Annotated in this window: 17 protein-coding genes; 5 read left to right on the forward strand and 12 right to left on the reverse strand. The window is 41.2% G+C overall.

Annotated features, from left to right (window positions below):
- Position 1: 1 nt before the first annotated feature.
- From ACQK2H_RS01735 to ACQK2H_RS01770, 8 genes are all read right to left on the reverse strand, one after another.
- The gene (locus ACQK2H_RS01735) at positions 2-2803 is read right to left on the reverse strand and encodes an AsmA family protein (protein ID WP_425389752.1); all 2802 of its coding nucleotides are present in this window, start codon (positions 2801-2803) and stop codon (positions 2-4) included.
- An 80-nt stretch (positions 2804-2883) separates the two neighbouring features.
- Complete coding sequence (locus tag ACQK2H_RS01740) at positions 2884-3285, reverse strand: hypothetical protein (RefSeq protein WP_425389753.1); 402 nt, start codon at positions 3283-3285, stop codon at positions 2884-2886.
- Positions 3286-3288: 3 nt separating this feature from the next.
- Complete coding sequence (locus ACQK2H_RS01745; protein ID WP_425389754.1) at positions 3289-4689, reverse strand: aldehyde dehydrogenase family protein; 1401 nt, start codon at positions 4687-4689, stop codon at positions 3289-3291.
- A gap of 61 nt (positions 4690-4750) precedes the next feature.
- Positions 4751-6802 (reverse strand): OmpA family protein, encoded by a 2052-nt coding sequence (locus ACQK2H_RS01750; protein WP_425389755.1) that lies wholly within the window; start codon positions 6800-6802, stop codon positions 4751-4753.
- 10 nt (positions 6803-6812) lie between these two features.
- Complete coding sequence (locus ACQK2H_RS01755) at positions 6813-7490, reverse strand: OmpA family protein (protein WP_425389756.1); 678 nt, start codon at positions 7488-7490, stop codon at positions 6813-6815.
- A 79-nt stretch (positions 7491-7569) separates the two neighbouring features.
- The gene (locus tag ACQK2H_RS01760; RefSeq protein WP_425389757.1) at positions 7570-8874 is read right to left on the reverse strand and encodes a peptidoglycan DD-metalloendopeptidase family protein; all 1305 of its coding nucleotides are present in this window, start codon (positions 8872-8874) and stop codon (positions 7570-7572) included.
- A gap of 18 nt (positions 8875-8892) precedes the next feature.
- Positions 8893-10830 carry a thioredoxin family protein gene (locus tag ACQK2H_RS01765; RefSeq protein ID WP_425389758.1) on the reverse strand — a complete coding sequence of 646 codons (1938 nt, stop codon included), beginning with the start codon at positions 10828-10830 and terminating at the stop codon, positions 8893-8895.
- A 3-nt stretch (positions 10831-10833) separates the two neighbouring features.
- Positions 10834-12201 carry a dipeptidase gene (locus ACQK2H_RS01770; RefSeq protein WP_425389759.1) on the reverse strand — a complete coding sequence of 456 codons (1368 nt, stop codon included), beginning with the start codon at positions 12199-12201 and terminating at the stop codon, positions 10834-10836.
- Positions 12202-12312: 111 nt separating this feature from the next.
- Here ACQK2H_RS01770 and ACQK2H_RS01775 point away from each other — a divergent pair, with 111 nt between their 5' ends.
- On the forward strand, positions 12313-12534 hold the full coding sequence (locus tag ACQK2H_RS01775; RefSeq protein ID WP_425389760.1) for a hypothetical protein: 222 nt from the start codon (positions 12313-12315) through the stop codon (positions 12532-12534).
- Here the strand turns inward: ACQK2H_RS01775 and ACQK2H_RS01780 are convergent, their stop codons facing one another.
- The 3 genes from ACQK2H_RS01780 to tpiA are packed head-to-tail and all read right to left on the reverse strand — an operon-like array spanning position 12535 to position 19114.
- A complete protein-coding gene (locus tag ACQK2H_RS01780; protein WP_425389761.1) occupies positions 12535-17472 on the reverse strand; it encodes a hypothetical protein in 4938 nt (1645 codons plus the stop codon).
- 53 nt (positions 17473-17525) lie between these two features.
- The gene (gene prmA / locus ACQK2H_RS01785) at positions 17526-18350 is read right to left on the reverse strand and encodes a 50S ribosomal protein L11 methyltransferase (RefSeq protein WP_425389762.1); all 825 of its coding nucleotides are present in this window, start codon (positions 18348-18350) and stop codon (positions 17526-17528) included.
- Positions 18350-19114, reverse strand: coding sequence for a triose-phosphate isomerase (gene tpiA, locus ACQK2H_RS01790; protein WP_425389763.1), 765 nt, complete (start codon positions 19112-19114; stop codon positions 18350-18352). The genes prmA and tpiA overlap by 1 nt, the downstream gene beginning before the upstream one ends.
- A gap of 60 nt (positions 19115-19174) precedes the next feature.
- On the opposite strand from tpiA, the gene ACQK2H_RS01795 reads away from it, so the two are divergent.
- The 4 genes from ACQK2H_RS01795 to ACQK2H_RS01810 all read left to right on the forward strand — a co-directional run bounded on the left by ACQK2H_RS01795 (position 19175) and on the right by ACQK2H_RS01810 (position 22326).
- Positions 19175-20563: a DUF5687 family protein gene (locus tag ACQK2H_RS01795; protein WP_425389764.1), complete on the forward strand. Its 1389-nt coding sequence runs from the start codon at positions 19175-19177 to the stop codon at positions 20561-20563.
- Complete coding sequence (locus ACQK2H_RS01800; RefSeq protein WP_425389765.1) at positions 20560-21249, forward strand: ATP-binding cassette domain-containing protein; 690 nt, start codon at positions 20560-20562, stop codon at positions 21247-21249. Before ACQK2H_RS01795 ends, ACQK2H_RS01800 begins: the two co-directional genes overlap by 4 nt.
- Positions 21250-21358: 109 nt before the next feature.
- Positions 21359-21769 carry a TerB family tellurite resistance protein gene (locus tag ACQK2H_RS01805; protein WP_425389766.1) on the forward strand — a complete coding sequence of 137 codons (411 nt, stop codon included), beginning with the start codon at positions 21359-21361 and terminating at the stop codon, positions 21767-21769.
- Between the two features lie 149 nt (positions 21770-21918).
- Positions 21919-22326, forward strand: a complete 408-nt coding sequence (locus tag ACQK2H_RS01810) for a TerB family tellurite resistance protein (RefSeq protein ID WP_425389767.1) — start codon at positions 21919-21921, stop codon at positions 22324-22326.
- A 1-nt stretch (position 22327) separates the two neighbouring features.
- Here the strand turns inward: ACQK2H_RS01810 and uvrA are convergent, their stop codons facing one another.
- On the reverse strand, positions 22328-25120 hold the full coding sequence (gene uvrA, locus ACQK2H_RS01815; RefSeq protein ID WP_425389768.1) for an excinuclease ABC subunit UvrA: 2793 nt from the start codon (positions 25118-25120) through the stop codon (positions 22328-22330).
- Positions 25121-25242: the final 122 nt, after the last annotated feature.

Consider the following 25242-nt stretch of genomic DNA (forward strand, 5'->3'; position numbering starts at 1 on the left):
TTTATAGATTCGCAGCTTTCTCTTTTGCTTCAGCAACTAGCTTGTCTGCTTTACTGTTAGCCTCTGCTTCTATTTTGTTTGCTTTTTCATCTGCTTCGGATCGGAGTTTCTTTGCCGTTTCCTGAGCCAACTTCTTCTTAATTGGATTAGAACCTGCTTCTGCAATTACCTTATCTGCTGCAGCATATCCTTCTTTTCTGACTTTCTCAGCAGTCGCTTTTCCGTTCTTTCTTATTTCCTCCGCCCGCGCTTGAGCTTCTGCAATGATCTTTTGGCGCTGTTCTTCCTTCTTTGCTTCAAGCTCTGCTTCAGCTTTTTCTTTTTGCTCGTTTACTTTGGAAGTGATTTCCTTTTTGAATGTTTCTGAAGCACTGGTGCTCTCACCCGAAGCATTACTTGTCCCTAGGAGCTTAACCGAAACATCGTCATAGGTACCTCCAATTCCCAGGTTAAGATTGATCTTATCTGCGACAAGCTTTTTGCCCCCTGTTAAAGAGCTAACTGCACTATTTAGGGCATTTCCAATTTGACCTGTTGGGATGTCCTTCAAAAGCATGGAATAATCAAGCTTGCCATCGAGTGTGTTATTTCCTCCTACAACAGCCTTTTGGCCACTTACATCCAGTTCAAAGGGCTCTACAAATAATCGCCCATCCTTAATTTCAGTTTGAACAAGTACATCCCGGAGTGATATTTTATTTGAGGTATTTGAATTAGCCCCCGATTTAAGAGCAGCAACAGATGACAGTTTTTGCATAAACTGGCCTTTCTCCAATGTAGCTTGTGCAACATTGACCAGCCCCTGCAGGTAAATTTCATCCATTATCGGCATCATATCTTCGCCAAGTATCCCATCAGCGTTAAAATCTGCTGAGAATTTTCCGGTGACTTGTTCAGCAATTGGAACGTATTTCTGAACGGTTTCAAACGTATTGAAAGCACTTGCTATAGAGAGTCCGGAAACCTTAAAACCAAGATCGTACTTTGGCTTTTCAAGATCTCTTGTAACATAAGAGCCGGTCATCTCAAATGCTCCTTCCAGCATATTGAAGGTATTCTTTTCAAGAATGATTGCTCCATCCTTTACTAATACTGTTCCTTTAAAATCTGTGATTGGCATGTTTGAATATGCAATCTTGTCAATAGAGGAAGCTAAAGTGAAATCTATATTTTCAGGTATTTTCACCACTTCCAGCGGCTCATCGGAGCTAACCGTGTCCTCTTCCATTTCTTCAGGCATTAATTCATCAATGTCGATTAAGGTTGAGTTAAAATCCAGACGGCCTGTTAAAACACCATTTTCATTTAATGCATAGTCTAGATAGTTATTCACCTTGCCCGCAAGACTAAAGTCTGAATTACCGGATTTTGCAGCAAATTCTGCAAGGTTAATTTCGGAAGGGTTGAAGGTAAGATTAGCTCGAGAAATTGAGAACCCTTGAGGGAGATCTCCGCTTTTAAAAAGAAAGTCATCAATTGTTAAGCTTCCACTGGTAGGCAGTTGATCGTAACGCTCGGCTTCTACATCCGCCATTTGACCAGCACTTTTCAATTGAGCATTTATTTGACCTGCCAGGGTCATTCCCTCAAGTGGAACCACTTTAGTAATTGTTTCCAGATCAAGATTTCCTTCAAACCCGAAATCCCATTGATAGTTTTCAAGGTCCTTAAATTTCAAAAAGGCAGCAACTGATTGGCCATCTACAAGCATTGAAAAATTGTCAATATTGAAGCTTGTTTCGCTTAGGTCTGCAGAAGGATAATTGAAGTTAGACTTTAGGTCAATGTTTTCAATAGGGATGTTGAATTCTGAATAGCTTACTCGACCATTGTCAATGGACAGGTTTGCAGCTATTGCAGGCATTGAAGTTTCATTGAAAGTACCCTTCACATATCCATCAAAGTTGATCTCACCACTCGCATCTACTCCATCGAGATACGCTTGATACACACCCGGAATTAAAGAGAGAATGCTGGTTAGGCTAATATCACTACCACCGAAGGTGATGTCCATCTCTATGTCATCGCCCGGCATGCTGATAAAACCATCAGCTTTCATAGCGAACTGGTTTATTGCCACCCGGTTTTCTTTGAATGTAAACTTCATCTGGTCCAGGTCCATATTAAGCGTTACATCCAGGTCTAAACTTTTGTTTGAGACGTATTCTACACCTTCAAAGCCAAGTGATGCAGCATCTACTGTGGTTTTAGTCGTAAGGTCGAATAGGGAAAGCGTAAAGTCACCGGAACCTTCATGATTCAGTCCCATGAGAGTCGTGTAAAAGTTCAGTGACTGGTCAGTATAGGTTACCTCTGCATCATTAATGCTCCAGCGATTAATTCCTATACTAAGATTGCCTGGCTCACTGCTTGTCTCTTCTGTCACTTCTGCTTCTCCGGAAGTCTTTGCAATATCATAGTTAGCCGATCCATCAGGTAAAACCTTCACCAATATTTTTGGTTGATTTAGGGCAATTTCTTCAATGACAATTTGATCTCCGCTTATGACGGACATAAGGTCAACTGTTATTTCAAAGTTCTTTACTCCCGCTAGTGTATCCCCTTCAAAAGATCCTATTCCAACAACACCAAAATCACTCATGCTAACGGTGATATCTGGAAAGTTTTTAATGAGTGATAGACTAAAACCATCAATATCGTAATAAACCTTCGCGTTAAGATTATCCGCCATCGAATCATCAAGGGCTTTTCTCACATCATCTTTGAAGATGACAGGTAATATGATGACTGCAGCGATAATAAGAACAATTACTACGCCGAGAATGACAAGAAATTTTTTCATGACCTCAATAATTTACCACCAAATTAAAGAGAATGCATGCCATCTAATAAGCCCGGCAAGAATTTTAACAGAAAGAAAACTTACTTAGTCAATGTAACGAAGATGTCATCCATCAACTGAAGCTTGATGCGGCTTTCTGATTTTGATGACACTCGGTATGTCATTCCCGGGCTATCCGGGCCATTGACAAGAAACAATGTGTCGTTCGATACATACCATGATTGGGTGTGTGACAATGTATCAATGGCGAAGATGCACCCCGGATATCCGTATACAACTTTAGTGAGGCTGTCTTCATTGAATATGAAACGACCATCCATGTAAAACTCCATGTCTTCAATGCCCGGATACGATTCAGGAGGTGTCTCCCATTCTGCGACCCATGTTCCCTGCCATTCTGATGGCCTGAGATTCGCTTTCTCACTTGATGGAGAGGTACAAGAGCAAACGATGATGAATAGAATAAATGGTAATTTTTTCACGGCTTAAAAATACTTAACCATAAAATCAATCATAAATTTTTTTACAGTAGAATATGGTGGATAAACGCTTTTTGTCATCGTCCATCCGGTTCGTTGCTTTACCACTGCTTTTTCGTTTGAAAAGGCAATAAACCCTGCATGCCCATGTGCTTTTCCTATTCCACTATTATTAACTCCACCTATTGGAAGGTTGGGGTGTGCGAATTGAAGCACCACATCATTAATTGCCATCATCCCTGAACTAGTTTCCTTCTTCACTTTTTCAATGATTGACTGGCGTTTAGAGAAAACATATAATGCAAGTGGTTTAGGCTTTCTGTTGATGAACTCGATTACTTCACTGATATCGGTATAAACCATCAGCGGAAGAATAGGTCCGAATATTTCTTCTTCCAGTACCCTTGAGTCTTTGGAAACATTTGAAAGTAATGTCGGTGTAAATCTCAGGTTATCACGATCTGATTTTCCGCCAAATTCAATATCTGCACCTTTGTTGATGGCGTCAGCCATTAAATCATTGATGCGATTGTGATGCTGTCGGCTAATGATGCCTCCATAGCTTTCTTTCGTTCCATATAGCTTTTCTGATTGTACCGTGAGTTCATCTACGAGCTTCTCTCTGACACGCTCATGTACAAATAGATAATCAGGTGCGATACAGACCTGGCCGGCGTTAAGCCATTTTCCCCAGGCAATTTTCTCTGCAGCATCTTTAATGTTTACTTTTTCATCGACAATGGTTGGCGACTTTCCTCCCAGTTCTAATGTAACTGAGGTTAGGTGTTTAGAAGCGGCCTCCATCACAATTTTACCTACCTGCGGACTACCGGTGAAGAAGATATGATCAAAAGGAAGTGAAATCAACTCCTGAGACTCCTTTACTGCGCCGAGAACCACTGATACTTCTTCCGGTTTAAAAACCTCTTTGCACATTCGCAGAATAAGTTCTGAGGTACTCTCAGCAAATTCGGAAGGTTTCACAATGGCGGTATTTCCCGCAGCTAGTGCAGAAACCAACGGACCTACAGCCAGTTGAAAAGGATAATTCCATGGGGCTATAATCAGGCACGCTCCTTTTGGTTCGTATTGAGTGTAAGCTTTTGTACCTAGATAAGTGATAGAAGATGCTGCCGGTTTCGACATCATCCATGATTTTAAGTTCTTTTTAGCCTTACGGATTTCCGAAAGCACGACAAACACTTCGGTGATGTCTGTTTCATGATGTGGTTTTTGAAGGTCATTATAGACGGCATCATGGATATTTGACCTGTTGCTCATGATCCAACCCTCTAGCTTATTGAGTAACGCCTTTCTTTCCTGAATGGAGGAAGTCCGTAAACGAATGGAGTGTTTTTTAACACCTTCAAATAAGTCACGAATATGAGATTGGGTTGCTGTATCCATGGATTAAAAATAAAAAAAGTCAGCTCAGAAAGCTGACTTTAACCTGAAGTCTTTTTAATACCTATTGAATTTGGAATTCTACACGCCTGTTCTTTTGCCTGTTTTCAGGGGTGTCATTAGGGGCTTTTGGTTGAGATTCTCCAAATGCTTTGTAGGAAAGGCGATCTCGGTTAATTCCATTTCTAATGAAATAGTCCATGACTGCTTTAGCTCTCTTGCCTGATAGAGTCATATTATAATTCTCGTCTCCTACACTATCGGTATGTCCTGTAATGTGGATCTTCTCGATTTTATCCTCTTTGAGGTAATCTAAAATTCTATTTAGCTCAGGATATGACGCAGTTTTTAATTCAGCCTTATCAAAATCGAAGAAGATATTCTTAAGTTCGATGGTCTCTCCTTTCTGAATTGGGAATATTCGGATTGCTTTTTCAACCGTATCTGACTCTTTTAACTCTACGAAATTTAGTCTCTCTGTTTCAGAAATATATCCCTCTGCTTCTCCTACCAGTCCATACTGCCATCCACCTTGTACAGTAAATCTGAATGATCCGCTTTCGTCGGTCGCCGCATGTCCAATATCAAGCCCATCAGGGAGTCGCTCGATTAAAACCGTTGCTCCGCTAACCGGTTGTTCTGTTTTTGCATCGAGAACAGTGCCTGATACAGTTGCAATGATTTCTTTGGGTATCAAATGATCAACTGAAGCGACATAAGGCGATTCAACCTGATCAGAAAAAAGATCTTCTACCTTGAAGCTGAAAATGTCTGTGTCTTCTCCTTTTTCACCACGAGTGAAGTAAAGATTTTGGCCGGTAGAAGGGATACTGAAATATTCATCATTTCCTTCTTTGTTAATGCCCGGGCCTAAATTTTCCGGTTCAGACCACCTTTTCCAGCTATCATCCAGTTTAAAGGACACATAAATATCGGCACCTCCATACCCTGTGTATCCATCGGATGAAAAATAAAGTGTTCTGCCATCTTCTGCCATGAATGGAGATTCATCTTCTCCAATGGTGTTGATGTCATTTCCTAAATTCATAGGCTCAGACCAGCTACCGTCTTTTTGCTTAAAAGAAACGTAAAGGTCTCTGTCACCATAGGTGTCGTCACGCTCTGCTGACATGATCATGGCTTCTCCACCTGGAACCAGGAAGAAGTCCGCATTTGGGGAGTAATTGTACTCATTTGCGATTTCTATTGATTCCGGATCAGTAAAGGTGTCACCATCTTTTGTAGACATTGATACTCCTGTGTACATCCTTCCTTTTTTACCGTATCGGTTACCAAGTATCAAAACCTCTTTATCACCAACTTTTGTGATCGAACTAATAAAGTTTGGACCTTGAGTATTAAGAGGAGGACCTACATTTTTGGCGGGTAGCCACTCACCTGTTTCTTCATCTAATTCGGACACCCATATATCTTCAGCATCATTTACTCCCCCCACATTGTCAGGGTGAAATTGCCTACTGAAATATAGTTTCTTCCCGTCAGGGGAAATGATTGGACTATGCTCAACGTAATCACTATTTACATTGGTGCTAAGCTTTTCGGCATCAACTGAGCTGTTGACTCCTTTTGCAAGGTTTAGTAAAACGTTGATAGGAATGTTTGAAGCAGAAACCCCAATCGCATCGATGGCATTGTATCCGTCGGAGATGCTACAATCAAGCACCACACGAATTGCTTCAATTTTATAAGGGGTCTCTTCAAAGAAAAGATTTAATAATCTTGATTCTATTGGCAAGTCGCGCGGCGTAAGTTCAAACAAGGTGTACTCATTGTATTCACTGTCATATCCATATACTGCTTTTACAGCACCTGGATTTTCAGATTCAGCGATAGCTACCTGCTTTGCTTGTATAGGGTTTTGAAAGGAAACCATGATGAACTCCTCTTTGTCCGTGCTCTTTGGTCTCCAGGCATTTGGATTCTCCCCTCCATTTGGAAGGACATTTGGTCTGTGTAAGACCTGTATAGCAGAATATTCATATGGTGAATACTCTGATGAAACATCGACTACTTGCGTTCCCCAGGCAACAGTTTCCTGTGCTGAAGTGTACTGCATAGTAAGTAATCCAACGATCAATAAATAAAACTTTTTCATTTGCTTCAATTTAGCGGCGGATGAACCTTACTTCTACTCTTCTGTTGAGCGCTTTAGCTTCATCTGTACGTTCTTGTGTTACAGGCTGAGATCCACCAAAGGCTTTGGTGAAAATTCGATTCTTTTTAACTTTTTTGTCAATGAGGTACTCCTTTACGGCAAGTACCCGAGCTTCAGAAAGACGCATGTTTGCATCAGGATTTCCAGCAAAATCCGTGTGACCTTCCAATTGGATAATTAGGGTTGGGTTTTCATTTAAATATTCCGCCAATTCGTCCAGTTCCTGGAATGAACTTGATGAGATCTGATCACTGCCTCTGGCAAAAATTAGATTTTCAAGCTTCATCAATTCCACAACATCTTCAACAAGGTAAATATCATGATTTAACGTTCCATTGACCTTTATTTCCTTTTTATACTTTTTGAATCCGTTTTTTGTAACGGAGAAATTGTAGCTCTCACCTTGAATGAGCTGAACTTCATAGGTGCCATCTGATTGGACGGAAGCCATTCCCATGTCGTCATAATAGGGTAGCTTTTCATAAAGGATGTTTCCTGTAAGGACGGAACTATCAGAAGCCTTTAGCATCTTACCATAAACCAGAACTAAGGTGTCATTGCTTACCTGGGCGTGTGAGGCGGTTACGATAATGAGCGAAAAAAAGGCTAAAAGAAATATTTTTCGCATGTGTATTTTGGATGATTTAAGCCAAAATAACGTAAATAAATGCAAAAACTAAAGAATAGTTGAGCCGATTTGATTCTGACTATGGATTATCCTTCTCGTTTGATGGGATTTTTGCCAACCTAGTTTCCTCTAATTGAAAATCAATATTGTCCAAAACGGACCTGATAGAGTCGGCTACTGACCTGTACTCGCTGAGCATCGATTCATCGATTCCGCTTGATGACGGGATATCTACTTTCAACGCATCTACCTGTCGCCCATTTTTCCAGAACCTATAACAGAGGTGTGGTCCATTTGCCAGACCGGTACTACCCACATACCCAATCGTCTGTCCTTGTTTCACACTTACTCCGGGCCTAATTCCTCTGGCAATTTTAGACATGTGAAGGTATTGTGTGGTGTAGTTGCTGTTGTGTTTGATTTTCACATAGTTACCATTTCCTCCATGGTATCGAGCCTCAAGTACAACTCCATCACCTACTGTTCGAATACGAGTTCCGGTGGGTGCAGCATAGTCTGTGCCAAGGTGAGCTTTGTATCTCTTTTGTACCGGGTGAAATCTTCTGAGTGAGTATCGAGAGCTGATTCGACTAAAATATTCAAGAGGGGATTTAAGAAGAGTCTTTCGTAAACTATTGCCTTCTTCATCAAAGTAATCAACTTCATCATTGGTTTTATATGGAATAGCATAATATGGTTTGCCCCAATGTTCGAAGTATGCTGCCTTGATATCTCCTATACCAACGATTTTCCCATCTACCGTTTGTTCATCATAAATGACCTTGAATTTGTCACCCTGTGCGATTCTAAAGAAATCTACCTGCCAGGCAAAAACATCCACTAAAGGATGAACTAGAACAGGGGAGGCGCCTTGATCCAAAAGGGATTCGTACAGCGAGGAATTGATCTCTGCAGCGATCATCCGTTCTGTGACTTTAACCGGCTTTTGCTCAAGTTTGGCAAAAATGGTATCGGTTAAATTATAAACCACAAACTCTGTAGGGGAAGGCTCAAAAATGAACTGACGAGCGGTTCTTAAAGAATCTTTATTCAGAATAATGGAGTAGTTGGAACCAGCTTTAAGCTTGCGTACATCGTAAACTTCTTTTGCATTTTGTGCGAGTGTATGGATGTCCTGGAACGAAATGTTGAATTCTGATAAAATCTCTGAGAGGTTCTGATTCCACTTTACTTTTCCCTCTACTACTTCGAAAGAATCAATAGGGAAACCATAGTGGAGTGTGGGTAAGTGAAAAAAAGAAGGATCGATTTCAATCTCTGCGACAACATTATCCTTTTCCACTTGTGGAAATTGTAAGTAAATAACAGAAATCAATGCGATGGTCAGTCCGGTAATTACCAGCCAAATTCTCGTTCTTCTCATGCAATTGGTTTGATGACGCTACAAAACTGCGTCATTTCGGTGGTTTTCCAATGCTTTATCCAGAAAATCAACAAATGCGGAAACATCCAAATTATATGCTCTTGGGGCGATAAGCATTTCTTCATCGTCATTCAAAATCACATAAAAAGGCTGAGCGTTGTTATTGAACCTGTTGATTTGAAAGTCTGCATTTTGTTGACCAATAGTCTTTTTAGTTTTGCCATCATAGGAGGAGGTATACCACTCACTTTCCGGGAGCTTTGTTCTGTCATCTACATAAAGGGCAACCAGCACAAAGTCTTCACTCAGTCGCTTTAATACTGCCGGATCAGACCATACCCGCTGCTCCATTTCTCTGCAGTTTACACATCCATGACCCGTAAAATCTATGAATAGTGGTTTGTTTTGATCCTTAGCGCATGCTAATGCCTGCTCATAGTTGAAGTAACCTTGAAGTCCGTGTGGCCACTCTAAAATGTCATCATATTTTGGCTCCTCGCATGTATTTCCGCCTGCTTCCTCCTGAAGCAAATTGAAATTGTGAGTAGCCATTGGGGGCAAGAAACCAGACAATGATTTTAATGGGGCACCCCATAGTCCGGGGATTAGTGAGATAGTAAAAGAGAATGTAATTACTGCCAGAATCAGTCTAAAAACAGGGATCTTATCAGAGTCCGTATCGCTCTTCAGCTTGAGTTTTCCGATTAAATACAATCCCAGCAAACCAAATATGGCGATCCATAGCGCGATAAACACCTCTCTGTCAAGTATGCCCCAGTGATAGGCTAAATCAGCAACGCTTAAAAATTTTAGAGCAAGTGCAAGCTCTAGAAAACCCAGAACAACTTTGACGGAATTCAGCCAGCCACCGGATTCCGGCATTGACTTTAACCAGGTTGGGAAAATAGCAAACCCTGTAAAAGGGATAGCGAATGCCAAAGAAAAGCCAAACATGGCCATCGTTCCTTCCACTATGCTACCACCACTTAAAGTGTTGATCAGTGCGGTTCCTACAATAGGGAACGTACAAGAAAAGCTCACCAGCACTAAGGTAATGGCCATGAAGAATATCCCAATAAGGCCTCCTTTGTCTGCTTGTCGATCAATTTTAGTGACCAATCCTGAAGGAAGTGTGATTTCAAATAACCCAAAAAACGAAAGGGCAAAAAGGATGAAAACGGAAAAAATGATCAGGTTAAATAGCCAATGTGTGCTAAGCTCATTTAGGGCTGTGAATCCCCAAATCAAAGAAATGAGAAATCCCAGAAGGCTAAAAAACACAATGATGGATAGGCCATAAATCAAGGCCTTACCAACTCCTTCTTTTTTCGTTTTGCTTTGTTTTAAAAAGATGGAGACCGTAATCGGAATCATCGGGTAAACACATGGGGTGAGGAGTGCTACTAGCCCGGCTAAAAACGCCGTGATTAGAATGGACCAAAGGCTTCCTTCTTCTTCCGGTTCAGTCTTTTTTTTTAAACCGTCAGCTTTTTTTGAATTCCCACCGAATGAAAATTCATCTTCAAAAGGAATACACTTGCCGTCAATGTCGGAACAAACTTGATAGAAATAGCCACCAGTAATTTTGAAATTCTCTTTTAGAACTTTGACCTTTTGAATGAAGAGGCCCTTTTTCTTGAAATAGGTGTATTCGCCCTCCCAAAGAGAGTCGTACTTTTTCTTTGGGTCTATCGGGACAATTTCACCGATTAATTCATAGGAGTCATTTTCTTCAAAAGTGAATTCCGTAACGAGTGGTCCCAGATCTGGATCAAAATCTGAAGAATACAGGTACCAGTCTTTTTCAATCTTTGCATTGAACCTTATCTCAATTTCATCTCCTACCTCAGGGTTTTCATTTGAGAGCTCAACCTTCCATTCGATCGGCTTGAGAACCTGACTAGATGCAGATAGAAGAACTAAGAAGAATGATACAAAAACAAGTGCTTTCTTCATCGATTACGATTTTGACATATCCGTGAAAAACTGATAGAAATAGGAAATCGTTTCAATCCCACGATAATAGTTGAAGAGTCCATAGCTTTCATTAGGAGAGTGAATGGCGTCTTCATTCAATCCGAATCCCATTAATATCGAATCTAAACCCAGCTCTTCCTTGAATAACGCAACGATTGGAATACTTCCTCCCTCACGTGTAGGTATAGGATCTTTTCCCCATGATTTGGCCATCGCTTTTACTGCTGCTTTGTAGCCGATCGAGTCTGTAGGAGTTACTGCCGGTTCACCTCCATGATGAGGCGTTACCTTCACTTTCACGGACTTAGGAGCGATGCTTTTAAAATGTTCTTCGAAAAGTTTCGTGATTTCATCGCTGGTTTGGTCTGGAACCAATCTCATAGAGATTTTGGCATTTGCTTTAGAAGGAAGCACGGTTTTAGCCCCCTCTCCAATATATCCGCCCCAAATACCATTCACATCCAGCGTTGGTCTGATGCCTGTTCGTTCGATGGTTGAATATCCTTCTTCTCCTTTGACCTCATCAATGCCCAGGTCTTTTTTGAAATCATCCAGATTAAATGGTGCTTCAGCCATTTTTGCCCGGTATTCATCAGAGAGCTCTTGCACCTTGTCATAAAAACCAGGAATGGTAATTCTTCCTTTCTCATCCTGTAGAGATGCAATCATCTGACATAAAATGTTGATTGGGTTGGCTACTGCGCCACCATATACTCCGGAGTGTAAGTCACGATTGGGGCCTACCACTTCTACTTCCAAATAGCTCAAACCCTTTAAGCCTACATTAATGGATGGGGTTTCATTGCTGATCATGGCGGTATCCGAGATCAGGATGACATCAGCGGCTAATTTTTTCCTGTTTTCTTTTACGAATACCTCCAGGTTTTCAGAACCGACCTCTTCTTCACCCTCAATCATAAACTTTACATTACAAGGCAGGCTGTCTGTTTTTATTAGTGCTTCATAGGCTTTTACGTGCATGTACATCTGCCCTTTATCGTCGGCAGATCCACGGGCGTAAATTTTTTCATTTTTAATGACCGGCTCAAAGGGAGGAGAGTCCCATAATTCATAAGGGTCTGCAGGCTGCACATCGTAGTGACCGTAAACAAGTACCGTTGGAAGGTTAGGGTTTTTGATGTGTTCAGCATAAACGATTGGGTATCCCGCTGTTTCACAAATCTCCACATGTGTGTCAAGCTCTTCAAATTTCGTCTTTAAGTATTCTGCTGCTTTTCTTACATCACCTGCAAATTTTTTATCTGCACTGACGGAAGGAATTTTAAGCAGTTCCAAAAGCTCATTTAGAAATTGTTCTTTGTGTTCTTCGATATAGTTTATGGCACTCATGGGATGTTATTTTGAGAGGCAAACTTAATTCAGGAAAGCTTGCATTCCATAACATAGGTTCCAATGCTTTCCATAAAGGCCTTAGAAAAGAAAAACAGCTAACTTAACATGGTGAAAAAGTTGTTTTCCATCGGAATCATGGCAATACTTTTTTCGTGCGACGATGAAGGTGTTGGTTTGTGTGCAGGATATGATGAAAATGACAGGCAACAAGCATGTTTTGGAGATAAAACTCGTGCGCAATGTGAAGCCATCATTGCTAATCAAAATGATAGTCTCAGATGGAGATTTGAGGAGGGTAAAATATGTGGTCCTGCATTACCAGAAAACTAATCACTCAAACCCGAACCCATCGTCCTCATCTTCTTCGATGGTGTCAAAATTTTCATCTTCCACGTTTATCTCATCCGGGGAGATCAAGTTATAAGGTTCCTTGATTCCAAAGTATGTTTCCCTGAATCGATTGATAAACCCGAGTGTTTCATTGGTGTCTCCAACTGCGATGATTAACTCACCCGGCTTTGAGCTTTCCACATTGGACTTTTCTTTTATGAGGTCATTGAATTCAGTATTGGACGAGTAGAGAATCAGCTGATTAAACGTATATCCGATGTAATACCAGATACCAGGTGCTGCCTGAATAAACAGATTAACTACTTCCGCTCCCGACTCATCTTTTTTAATTTCCAAGAACCCATCAAGTTTAGCATTAAGATCATTTTCATAAATATGGGAAATCGCCAGCTTGGTGGTGTTGTGCCATGCTTTCTCATCTTTATTCCACTTCATTTTTACCCCGGAAATCATTAATGGGCGGATTAGGTCCTTTGATGAAGACACAAGCGCGGTGTAATCTTTAAGACTTGATTGCTCATAAAGCTTGGCAGTACCATCGTTAGTTAAGTTGGCCAGCTTGAATAGAAGCTCTAGTGAGATATCATTTGCGAGCGGAGGACCAATTCTTTCAATGATTTCTGTCAAATCCTCAGCCATAATTTCAAATGACCCAGTCGGAGCAGGGAAATCCATGGCAAACATGGCATCAGCCGTGTACTTATTCGTTTCTTTATTGCCCACACCCAAAATGGATGCTTCAATTTTTATCTGGTCATTAACCGGATTGATGAAATTAGCTTTTCCTTCAAAGACGATTGATTTCGAGCTGTCCATGTAGATCATGGTGTGACCCTGGTAGGTCTCTCCGGAAGTTTTGGATGGTGTTTCAATTCGGTAGGTCTGAATGGAGTCCGTATAAGTGAGGATTCCGCTGGCCTTGAAGAAGTCTAAATCTGATCCGTTTGCCTTCGTCTCAACGAATGTAGTATACAGTTCATCTCGAACACTCATATGAATACCAGCTGAAACTCTTTCGCCACTTTCGGACAGTGCATTATCAAAAGGAAGCTTAACGTCACGTTCACCTTCTTCACGTTTAAACTGGATCCATTGATTATAGTCCGGGTCTGAAAGGTCGAGCTTCACATATCCATCCAGTTCCAGGGCCGGTTTTGATGCGTACATGGTAACAGAACCTTTATAAAAGAATCCGGGTGAGATGACCAGGTTTTGATTTTCCAAAACTTCACCTCCGGAAACAGTCATCAATCGTTTATCGTACTCTCCTTTTCTGTTTGGCTCACCCACAGGTACCTCCTGTAGTTCAAAGCTGTCAAATCGGATATCAAAGGTGTCTTTGTCAACAATTTGCTGATAGAAGGCATTGCCCTCAAACTTTAAGCGTGAGATTACCCGAATATTGGCTCTATCGAGGTAGTGATACCCATTCAAGGTATCGATGATAATTTCCGCATTTTTAAATTCCTGGAGTACTGAATTAGCCAAAATAGTTGTCTCATTACCTTCAGGGATAATTTTTGAATCTGCCACTGTTATGAATGGAATACCCTGAACATTGAGCTCCTGAGTGTTGATGTCATAGATTGCTCTTTCAGCATTAAATGCCAATGAATCCAAATCTTCTCGTGTTGTGTAAAAGTAGGAATCTTCAATAGGGATATTTTCAGGTTTTGTCATGACTACAACCGAATCTTCCAGATCCCAAACTGCCTCCGTAATGGAGGTTTTCATCTGTGCATATGGAAAAGAGATGGCAGCCACACCTACTCGCTCCGGCCTAATGGTTGCGGTATTATTAGTCAGGTCAAAGTCCAGCCGAATATCGTCTCCCTGCATCGCGGGCTTCTCCGGGTTATCAGTAAGTACTTCAAATTGAGCATGTCTTGCTCCGTATTCAAGCTCTTTAAAGTTCAGGTCATCAGAAACTGATTTGGAACCTCGAGTCAACATGGTGCCTCCACCATAAACCCCATTAGTCGTAATGTTTGCAAATCCTTCCAGCTCTGCTGTTGAGTTATAAAACTTGAATGGTTCGCCCACAGTCCTGAGATACATGCTGTCTTTTAGAGGAAGCCAATACATGTCATAAGCACCTAGAACTGCTTCCGGATAGCTGGCACCTTTGTAATCACCTGGTGAGATTACTCCTCCAGTACCATCGGTGGTTACCGAATCAGGGTAGTAAATAAAATCGTCGGAGTAAATCGTAGTTGTCAAGAAGTCAATTTGACCAAAACCTCTCATTCCCTTGTTGCTGAGCCGGATTTCTTCATAGGTTTTAGCCTCAGTGCCATACAAATTATAGCCTTCATCCGGTATGTTGTGCACAAAGCCTAACGATCGGTCTTCCTGAATTTTTAGTGTTTCGGGGAATGTAGGGAATATCCCTCCGGAATTAAAAGTACCTTCAAAGCTGATGCTTTCTCCATCTTGTCGTTCTATGCTATCTACTTCAAATGGAGGGATGATGAATTTCACCGACTTATCATAGGCGCCATTCAAAACTTCTTTACCATCAAAATAAACGATTGCTTCGCTATCAGAATTAAAGAATGGATAGCGTCTGTTCTCTTTATTCCCGGATTTATTATCGCTGCTATTGATATGGAGCGTACCGGAGGTTTCTGTCAATTCATTTTTAAGAGCGACTTGTTCGTAACCACCGCTGGCCAGCGTATCTCTGAGTGGAACGGTAAGTCGCATCGAGTCAATTTGTGGCATATTGATGATAAACTCCTCATAGTCGAACTCATGACCAGCTCCTTTGTATTGAAAATCCCCTGCATGGACCATCCCGTCAAACTCCAGATCTCTGCCTTTTAGAATTGTGATAGTGCTATCAGCAGGCTCAGCATAAATTTTATAATCGGTCGTAATATAAAAACGACTAACGCCTCTTACTTTTAGTTGACCACTGTCCAGCACAATGTGAGCGTTCGAACCATTCTGGATTTTTGAAGGCACCATCAAATTGTCGAAATCTACTTTTTTTGCTGATGCATCATAGAACAGGAAAGCTTTTGGATAAAGCTTAAGCTTGCCGGTCACCGGGTTATAATCTGCAAATCCATATTGAGAAAGAATTTTGCCTGCCCCTTGAGCAAAGCGCTCATCAATTCCATACTCCATTGCCAGCTCCCCGACATAGAATTCTTCCACACCATACTTACGAGAGTAAAAAACAGCAGCATTGACCGGGTGAAAATCCAGAAACCGACCGATTTTCCGATACCTGACCATGTCAAAAAAGTCTTCAGATTCAAACGTGGCTGGGAGTAAATCTTTGCCATTCATTATTTCTAATCCAATGGAATCATTCTCTATGTTCCAGGTGATAAGATCTACATTCATGTTCAAGTCAAAGTAAGAAGACTTGTATGGTGTGAGTGTAGAATTTCTTAAGACCATCAATTTTTGAGTAGTCACATCAAATTTTGCCCGGACAGATTTGTGAAAAATAGAATCGCTACCATGAAGAAGTGTGAATGATCCACTATTCATTGAAACGAGAGAATCCCCCAGAACAAACTTTTTTGATTTCAAAACGATGGTGTTTCCATTTCCATCTGCAATTTTTAAAGTACCGGGCTCTCGGGAAACACTCTTCCCATACAGCTTATTTCCTTTTAGCTGGATGCCACCGGTGTAGCTGAGTTTGTCATCGGGTAGATCTACAGTGACGTTTGCATTGTTGGAAGTAAAAACAGGGTAGCCACTTAATTTTCTTTTGGGTCTGGGTACACTTTTGAATTCAAAAACACCCTCAACTTCTCCCTCACCGGTGAGGCCCGCAAATTGCAGGGAAGCATTTGGAGTCCAGAAGTCAGACCGGTCTTTCTTAAGATGAAAATCCTTTAATTGGACTATCGCACCACGAAATTTGTCATTTTGAGCAGGCCACTCGATTGATCCCTGCTCTCCAACAATTGTTCGGTTTTTAAGTAAAAATGTCCCATTTACACTTTTGATTCGAAGTGAATCATAAGGTGTGGCAATCAGCAATCGGGCGTTCTTTATTTCAATTACCGGACCGTCTGGTTCCGGGTGCAGGTATTGATATTGTTTAAGATTAAGATAGTCTGGAACAGATGGTGCATAGCTCGGCCTTACGGCCTTTGGCTCTTCATAGGCAGGCTCCTCTTCTTCGACACTGCCCCATGAATCATTGTTTCCCCCCCAGCTATCATTAGAGTCACCCCAAGAATCATTCCCCCAAGAGTCGTCGCTATCTCCCCAGCTATCATCATTTCCCCATGAATCGTTATTACCCCAGCTATCATCATTATCTCCCCAGGAGCTATTGCCCCAATCATCTGCAGACGCATCTTCTACGATCACCGGCATTTCATCTTCGGTGATCATTTCCACTGTGTCTTCTTCAACAAGCTCTTCCTCTGGTTCTTCCTCTATAGCGATGTAGTCATCCAAAAGTTTAAACTCATAACTTCCTTCAGGCGCCTGTACGGCAAGGTTTTTATCCAGACTGAGGTACCTTCTGGCGAAATAGATATTTAATCCAAAGAGAAAGTCTTTGTATTCCGACTTAGAAAGCGTTTGGACTACCTGCTCGTTTATTTCCAATACTTTATCCAGCTGATCTCTTTGCAGATTTTCCTGAGTGACTGAATAGGCCAGGTATGTAAAGTAGTGATAGAAGTAAGGAAAAAATTTGTATCCTTTCTTCTGCATGGTCAATGCGATCTTGTGTGCTTTGTCCTGCTGTGCATCGGTGAACTTGCCATCCCATGCATTCTGAAAGTCGAAGGCGATTTTGTTAGCCGATTCTGTTCCAATCGACTTAAGCTTGGCAATAACCTGCGTTCGAAATTCTGTTTTATCCTCAGAATATCGCTGGGCCTCAGCTGAGTTGATCACCAGCACTAAAGCCAAAAATGAAATTAAAAGCGTACGCATCAAGCGTTAAAGATATTTATAAGTCCCCACTGTACCGTAAATAAACGTCGGTTTTAGACGGAGCGTTTCTCCAGAGCGAGCATTGCCCACTTATCTCTGGTTGTTGAATGAATGCGAAATAGTCCACTTTTATTTGCTTCACTTTCTAAATCGGCAATATCCGATTCATAAAATCCACTTAAAATGAGCTGACCCTCTGATTTAAGTCTATCAGCATAATCACTCATTTGATCCAAAAGCACGTTCTTATTGATATTAGCAATCACAATATCAAAATCACTCGGATTCACTTCGTTGATTTCGCCTTTGATTAACGTTACGTCTTGCACACTATTCAACGCAAAATTCTCTTCACTATTTTCTATGCACCAATCATCAATGTCAGTGGCTACAATCGTATTTGCCCTACGCTTTGCTGCCATTATAGCCAGAATACCTGTTCCGGTACCCACGTCAAGTACTTTTTTACCGGCATGATCGAGATTCATTTGGTAGTCTAATACCTGATAGGTGGTCGCATGATGGCCTGTTCCAAAAGACATTTTGGGAGTGACTATGATCTCGTACTCAAAATTCGGTTGAGGTGTGTGAAAGGATGCGCGCACAATGCATCGATTGCCTACCGTTATGGGATTATAGTTTTTTTCCCACTCTTCGTTCCAGTTTACTTTCTCTTGTTCTTTTATGGTAAAAGAGACGTTTGGAAACTCTTTGAAAAGGATTTCAACTTTTTCTTCATCAAACCGAGACTGTTCACAGCTCCCCTCAAACCCATCATCAAACTCTTGAAAAGAATCGAAACCTGCTTCGAATAGCTCTGCGATGAGCACATCCGTAAGCACTGGATCACATGTTACTTTGAGGGTGACGAAATCCATCAATCAAAGGCTTTTACAATGTTGGTAAAGTCTCTTGATTTAAGACTTGCACCTCCTATCAAGCCGCCATCTACATCCGGCTGTGAGAAAATCTCTTTTGCATTTTCTGGCTTCACGCTTCCTCCGTATAAGATAGAAATGGAATCAGCTGTTTGCTGAGAGTACTTTTTCGCAATTTGCTGGCGAATAAATGCATGCATTTCCTGGGCCTGCTCTGCACTTGCGGTTTTGCCGGTACCAATCGCCCAGACTGGTTCATATGCGATCACTACTTTTTTGATTTGCTCCTCTGACAATCCAAATAATGCTTTGTCTACCTGGGTGCCTACCAACTCTTCATGATCGCCTGCTTCACGAACCTCCAGTTTTTCACCGCAGCAAAAAATAGGAGTGAGCTGATTGTCCAATACGAAACTCACTTTTTCAGCAAGTAGCTCATCTGTTTCTCCAAAGTATTCCCTTCGTTCACTATGACCGAGGATGACATGGGAAGCCCCACAGGAAACAAGCATAGCTGCAGATACTTCGCCGGTAAATGCACCGCTTTGATTTTGGTGACAATTCTGGGCGCCAAGGAAAATATTTTTTGTTGAGCCGATTAGGTTTTGAATGCCTGTAAGATGGATGAATGGAGGAATCAAGACCACATCAACCTCATTATTGACCTCATCCTGAACCATATTGATCACTTCTGATGCCAATTTTTTCCCTTCCGGAAGGGTGCAATTCATTTTCCAGTTTCCAGCTACAATTTTTTTTCTCATGCCCAGTGTAAGTTTTTAGATTGCAATGATACTAACCGTGCGTCATTAACACCTTTTGGAATGAATCTTTTCTATATCAGGCATCATTATCAATCGATAGTAAGGAGTACCTCCTTTGATGGAGAAATCTTCGCTTTTATAACCCTGTCTTTCATTTTTGGCAGCTCCCTGTATTATTCATACGAAATCCTGAATGTCTATGCGGAGGAGTTGAGCAGTTATTTTGCATATGCTGAAATCAATTATCATTTATTCCTTTTAGCATATGTTTTTTTAGATATGGCGATCCGAATGGTTTTTCGCCGACCACTCCCAAAACTAAAATACTATGTGCTATGGAGTGACCAATCCAAGGCGATAGCTCAGCAGTACCTTTTTACTTCGCTTTTCGGAATTATGCCATTCGTACTTTTTATTTCCATGCTTGTTGTAGCGGCAAAGGCAAATGAATGGCTTGGATGGCAGGGAGGCATGACAGTCGTATTATGGTGGTTTGCTAACCATTTTATCGGACTGAATGCGCAGTTTTCTGCTAAATGGGTGAAAGGGACTTTAATTGGAGTACTTCTATTTATCATGGTCGTTATTTATTTCTTGCCATCTCTTGATCTGGAAGTACGAATCATGAACCCGGTTCTACCATCAATAACATTGGTTGTAGCTGTTTTAGGAGCTTATTTCAAGATCATAGAGTCGATTGAAAAACGAGAGGTAAATGATGAGAAGAAAAGCCTGGGGCTATTGGATGCTTTACCTGTGCTGAGTTTTAAAAATCCGGTGTTTCAATTGGAGTGGGCGCTATTAGTAAGAAATAAACGGACAAGAAGCAACCTACTGCTTGGACTATTAAGTGTGCTTGTTTTGCCATTTCTGGTTGATGGAGATACCGAGTGGATGATCAGCACCATGATATTTTTTATTGCAACGGGCTTTTTCATTATTCAGCACGGAGTGTATTCTCTTGGATGGGAAGGAAGTTACTTTGATTTTTTAATCACCAATATTTCTCCTAAAAACTTTATTAAAACCAGGTACTTGTTTTATGTGGGGGCGTGTATCGTAGGACTAGTTTTCGCTTCTATTCCTACACTAATTAATGGATTGAGCTGGGTAGATCTTATCGCTATTTTTCTATTCAATATTGGAGTTACAGTTCCAGTGGTTCTGTATCGATCAGTCTTTAATAGTACTAAAATCATTCTTACTGAGAATTCATTTATGAACTACAATGGAATGATGACAGGACCGATTTTTGTAAGTAGTTTCCTAGTCATTTTACTACCATTATTTCTTTATGGATTGGGCCAGGCCTTCCTTGGAGAAAATGCTGTGCTATTTCTTGGTGGATTAGGCCTTTTAGGATTAGGCCTTTTTCATCCAGTCACAGACTTAATTGCAAAAAAGTATCAATCAAAAAAATATCACTTATCTCAAAGTTTTAAAGCATGATAAAGATTCAAAACCTAAAAAAGTCTTTCGCAGGTGTAAAGGCACTGGATATTGAAGCATTAGAAATACATCCTGGTGAATGTGTGGGGGTTGTTGGAAACAATGGAGCAGGAAAAACCACTTTTTTTAAATCGGTTCTTGATTTGTTAAAACCGGATGATGGCTATGTTTCGGTGGAGGATGTGCCGGTCAATGTATCTGCAGACTGGCAAAATCATTTGAATGCGTTCATTGATGAGTCTTTTTTGATTGAGTTTCTTCGGCCCAAAGAGTATTTGAGCTTTATCCTAAAGATGAAAAACTCCCCGTTTGATGTAGAGCAACTGCTTTCTGAATATGCAGAGTTTTCAAACAAAGACATTGACGAAAACAAGAAATACATTCGGGACTTGTCTACGGGCACTAAAGTTCGGATTGGTGTCCTGTCGCTACTAGCCGGAGATCCCAAATACATTATAATGGATGAGCCTTTTGCTCATTTAGACCCGACATCCCAGGCGAAACTAAGGAAGCTAATTCGTGCCCAAAAAGAAAAAGGCAGGTGTGTAATTGTTTCCAGTCACAACCTTCAAAACATTGCTGAATCGTGTGATCGAGTAATTCTAATAGAAGGAGGCCAAGTAAAGTACGATGTGGAAGTCAGTGATGAGAGTATGATGAAACTTGGTGAATATTTTGACAATTGATCGTCTAAGAAATGGTTAGTTAAAAAACCTATCATTTTTTGTGACTCTCCACAATTATAACTGTTTGATTATTGAGGTCTATTTGTGAAAAACTGACCACCACGTTCAAATGAATAAGACAGAAAAGTTTCGGGCCCTGATCAGAATGGCTCTGATAGACAACAGGTTCGAAGACGAAGAAAAAATCCTTTTACAGGAGCTTGCCCAGGACCATCAACTGGAGCAATCGGATTTAGATCAATTAATACAAGAGGAGCTAGAGCGAAAAGAGATTGATAAACCAATGGCATTCAATCTTGACTTTGACGGCAAGATTGAAATATTGGCAGATCTTGTAAAGATCATGAAAGCCGATGGCAAGGTATACTTAAGCGAAATTAAGTTCTGTGAAAAGATGGCGATAATGCTTGGGTTTGATCAAAATTCGATAGGCTTTTTGTCTGAAATGGTTCACAAAGACAAGAGTGTTCCTCCCAATTGGGACATTATTCAAAGTAAAATGAAAGAGTTCGTTGCATAAGGAACCACGCTCACATTTGGAGTCATGCAAGGACACGGCATACGAATCAATCGAAGGACTTTGCCTGCTCATCTATAAGTGATATTGATCTGGGGGATAAATGATATTTTCTTATCATCTTGTAACCATTCAAAACATTATGTTACTGCATGAAAGATGTTGTAAAATTTAGAGCCCTTGTAGGTATTGCCCAGGCAGATGGCGAGTTTGATAGCTCTGAAAAAGAGTTTATTCGACATTTAGCTGAGCTGGAAGGCCTGTCGATGAAAGACCTAAAGGAGCTTCTTCAAAGTGCTGATAAAACAGGCAAGTTGATCAAGGACCTTGACTTTGATGATAAAGTAGATATACTCATCTATACAGTAAAGCTGATGAAGATTGATGGGAAGGTGCTGCTAAGTGAAATCAAATTCAGCGAAAAGATTGCCAAGGCACTAGGCTTTGAAGAAAAAGCTATTGGCTTCTTATCAGGCATCATTGAGAGCAATCCTAACGATACTCCGAATATCGGAAGCATCAACCATCGAATGAGAAAGTACTTAATCGATGCGGAATAGCCTATAACTTCTCTTTTAAATACTGGGCAGTATAGTTGTCCTTCAGTTTCGCCAAATCTTCCGGCAATCCAGCAAAGCATACATGACCACCCTCTTCGCCCCCTTCCGGACCCAGGTCAATGATCCAGTCTGCATTCTTGATCACTTCCGTATTGTGCTCGATTATTACCACAGAGTTGCCTCCGTCTACCAAAGCGTTGATCGCATCCAGTAATTTCTTTATATCATGAAAATGAAGGCCGGTAGTTGGTTCATCAAAAATGAAAAGGATGTGATCAGTATTGTTAGTCTTGCTTCCTTTTGAAAGAAAAGAGGCGAGCTTGACTCTTTGTGCTTCACCACCACTTAGAGAGTTTGACCCCTGCCCAAGTTTCACATATCCAAGTCCCACGTCAAAGAGGGGTTGCAGCTTGTTGGTGATGGCATTATTGCCTTCAAAAAATTCAAGCGCCTGCTGCACGGAAAGGTCAAGTACATCTGCAATGTTTTTGTCCTTGTATTTGACTTCCAGAATTTCTTTTTTAAATCGCTTCCCGCCACAGTTTTCACAAGTTAAGTGAAGGTCAGCCATAAACTGCATCTCGATTTTCACCGTGCCTTCTCCTTCACACACCTCACACCGTCCACCATCTACATTGAACGAAAAATGAGCAGGCTTGAAATTGTTGGTTTTTGAAAGTGGCAGATCGGAGAATAATTGGCGAATGGCATCATACGCTTTCACATACGTCACCGGGTTGGAACGAGAGCTTTTGCCAATGGGGTTCTGATCTACAAATTCTACCTGTGAGATTTTTTTGTAGTTACCTGTCAGGTTCGTGAATTTACCTGAGGCTTCTCCTAATTGACCAAGTTGTTTTCCTATAGCAGGATGTAGAATTTTCCGTACCAATGTTGACTTACCAGATCCGCTTACACCCGTAACAACCGTAAGCACACCAAGTGGTACTTCAACGTCAATATTCTTCAAGTTATTTTCTCGAGCCCCTTCAATTTGAACGGAGGATCGCCATGATCTTCTTCTTTCAGGAACAGGAATCGTTTCTTTTCCTTGTAGGTATTTTGAAGTGTATGAATTGGTTTCTCCGTTCATATCGGAGGTCTTGCCCTGAAATACAAGCTCTCCTCCAAACACTCCGGCATCCGGACCAATATCAATGATCTGATCGGCAGCCTCCATTACTTTCTCTTCGTGCTCTACCACGATCACAGTATTCCCCACGTCCCTCAATGTTTTCAACACGTCGATTAATCGATCGGTATCTCTCGGGTGAAGACCAATACTAGGTTCATCCAGAATATACATGGACCCAACCAAAGCACTACCAAGAGAAGTAGCCAATTTGATACGCTGGAACTCACCTCCGGAAAGAGAACTTGTGAGTCTGTTGAGTGTTAAATATCCAAGCCCAACCTGATCCAGATAGGAGAGTCTGTTTTTGATTTCTTCAAGGATACGCTTAGCAATTTTTTCATCGTGCTTGCTAAGCTTGATGCTATCAAAGAACGGGCGAAGTTTCTTTACAGGCATCAAGACCAGGTCGGTGATTGATTTTTCAGCAACCTTGACGTAGCTGGCATCCTTTCTCAGCTTAGTCCCTCGACAATCAGGGCATGTGGTTTTTCCACGATAGCGTGAGAGCATAACTCGATACTGGATTTTGTGTAGCTTGGACTCAAGGTGTTTGAAAAATGCATTCAACCCCTCAAAATATTCATTACCGGTCCAGAGAAGCTCATATTGTTCTTTCGTGAGTTCTGCAATCGGACGATGTATTGGAAAGTCAAAGCGAATACCATCTCGCAATAAAGGCTCGGCCCACTTTTTCATGGTTTCGCCTTTCCAAGGTGCGATGGCGCCTTCGTAAACTGACAAGTTCCGATCTGGAATCACCAAATCAGGATCGATTCCCAGCACCCTGCCAAATCCTTCACATTTTCTACAGGCACCATAGGGGTTATTGAAGCTAAAGAAATTAACAGAAGGCTCTTCGAAGATTATTCCGTCCAGCTCAAAACGATCGGAGAATTTCTTTTTGCCTTTGCCAACGATGGTGACGAAGCAATCACCCTCTCCCTCAAAGAATGCGGTTTGTACAGAGTCAGCCAAACGAAACTGAGTTGCTTCATCGTTTTGAACCACTGCTCGATCGATCAGTATTTCAACGGCCTCTTTTGGCTTTTCCTTGTTCTTAAGCACATCCTCAATGAAGGCCACCTCATCACCAATCATGATTCGGGTGTAGCCCTTGCTCATCAGGATTTCCAGTTCCTTGGTAAGAGATCTTTTCTCTTTTTTCTTTAATGGAGTAGTGATCATCAACTTCGACCCTTCTTCATGGGAAAGCATGTAATCCACCACATCGGTAACTGTATCTTTTTTTACTGCCTTACCTGATATCGGAGAAATGGTGTTGCCAATTCTGGCAAACAGCAATTTGAGGTAATCGTAGATTTCGGTAGTAGTACCAACCGTAGATCTTGGATTTCTGGAAGACACTTTTTGCTCTATGGCAATCGCGGGAGCCACTCCTTTGATGTAATCCACTTCCGGTTTCTCCATGCGCCCCAGGAATTGACGAGCGTAAGAGCTTAGACTTTCTACATATTTTCTCTGTCCTTCTGCAAATAGCGTGTCAAATGCAAGGGATGATTTTCCCGAACCTGATAATCCTGTGATCACCACAAGCTGATCTCGGGGGATTGCCACATCCAGGTTTTTTAGGTTATTCACCCGTGCTCCTTTGATCAGGATGTATTTTTTAGGATCTAATTTGTCGATTTTTCCAACCATTTTAGGGGTACGCCTGTCTATGAAACACTAACAAAGGAATTCGGTTCGAGTGGCGCAAAAATAAGGTGCAGACTTTTCCGAGTTGTTGAATTTTTATATTCTTGTCCGCTTAAAATATTTCA

Origin of the sequence: Ekhidna sp. (assembly GCF_965228795.1) — a bacterium.
Taxonomy (GTDB): Bacteria; Bacteroidota; Bacteroidia; order Cytophagales; family Cyclobacteriaceae; genus Ekhidna.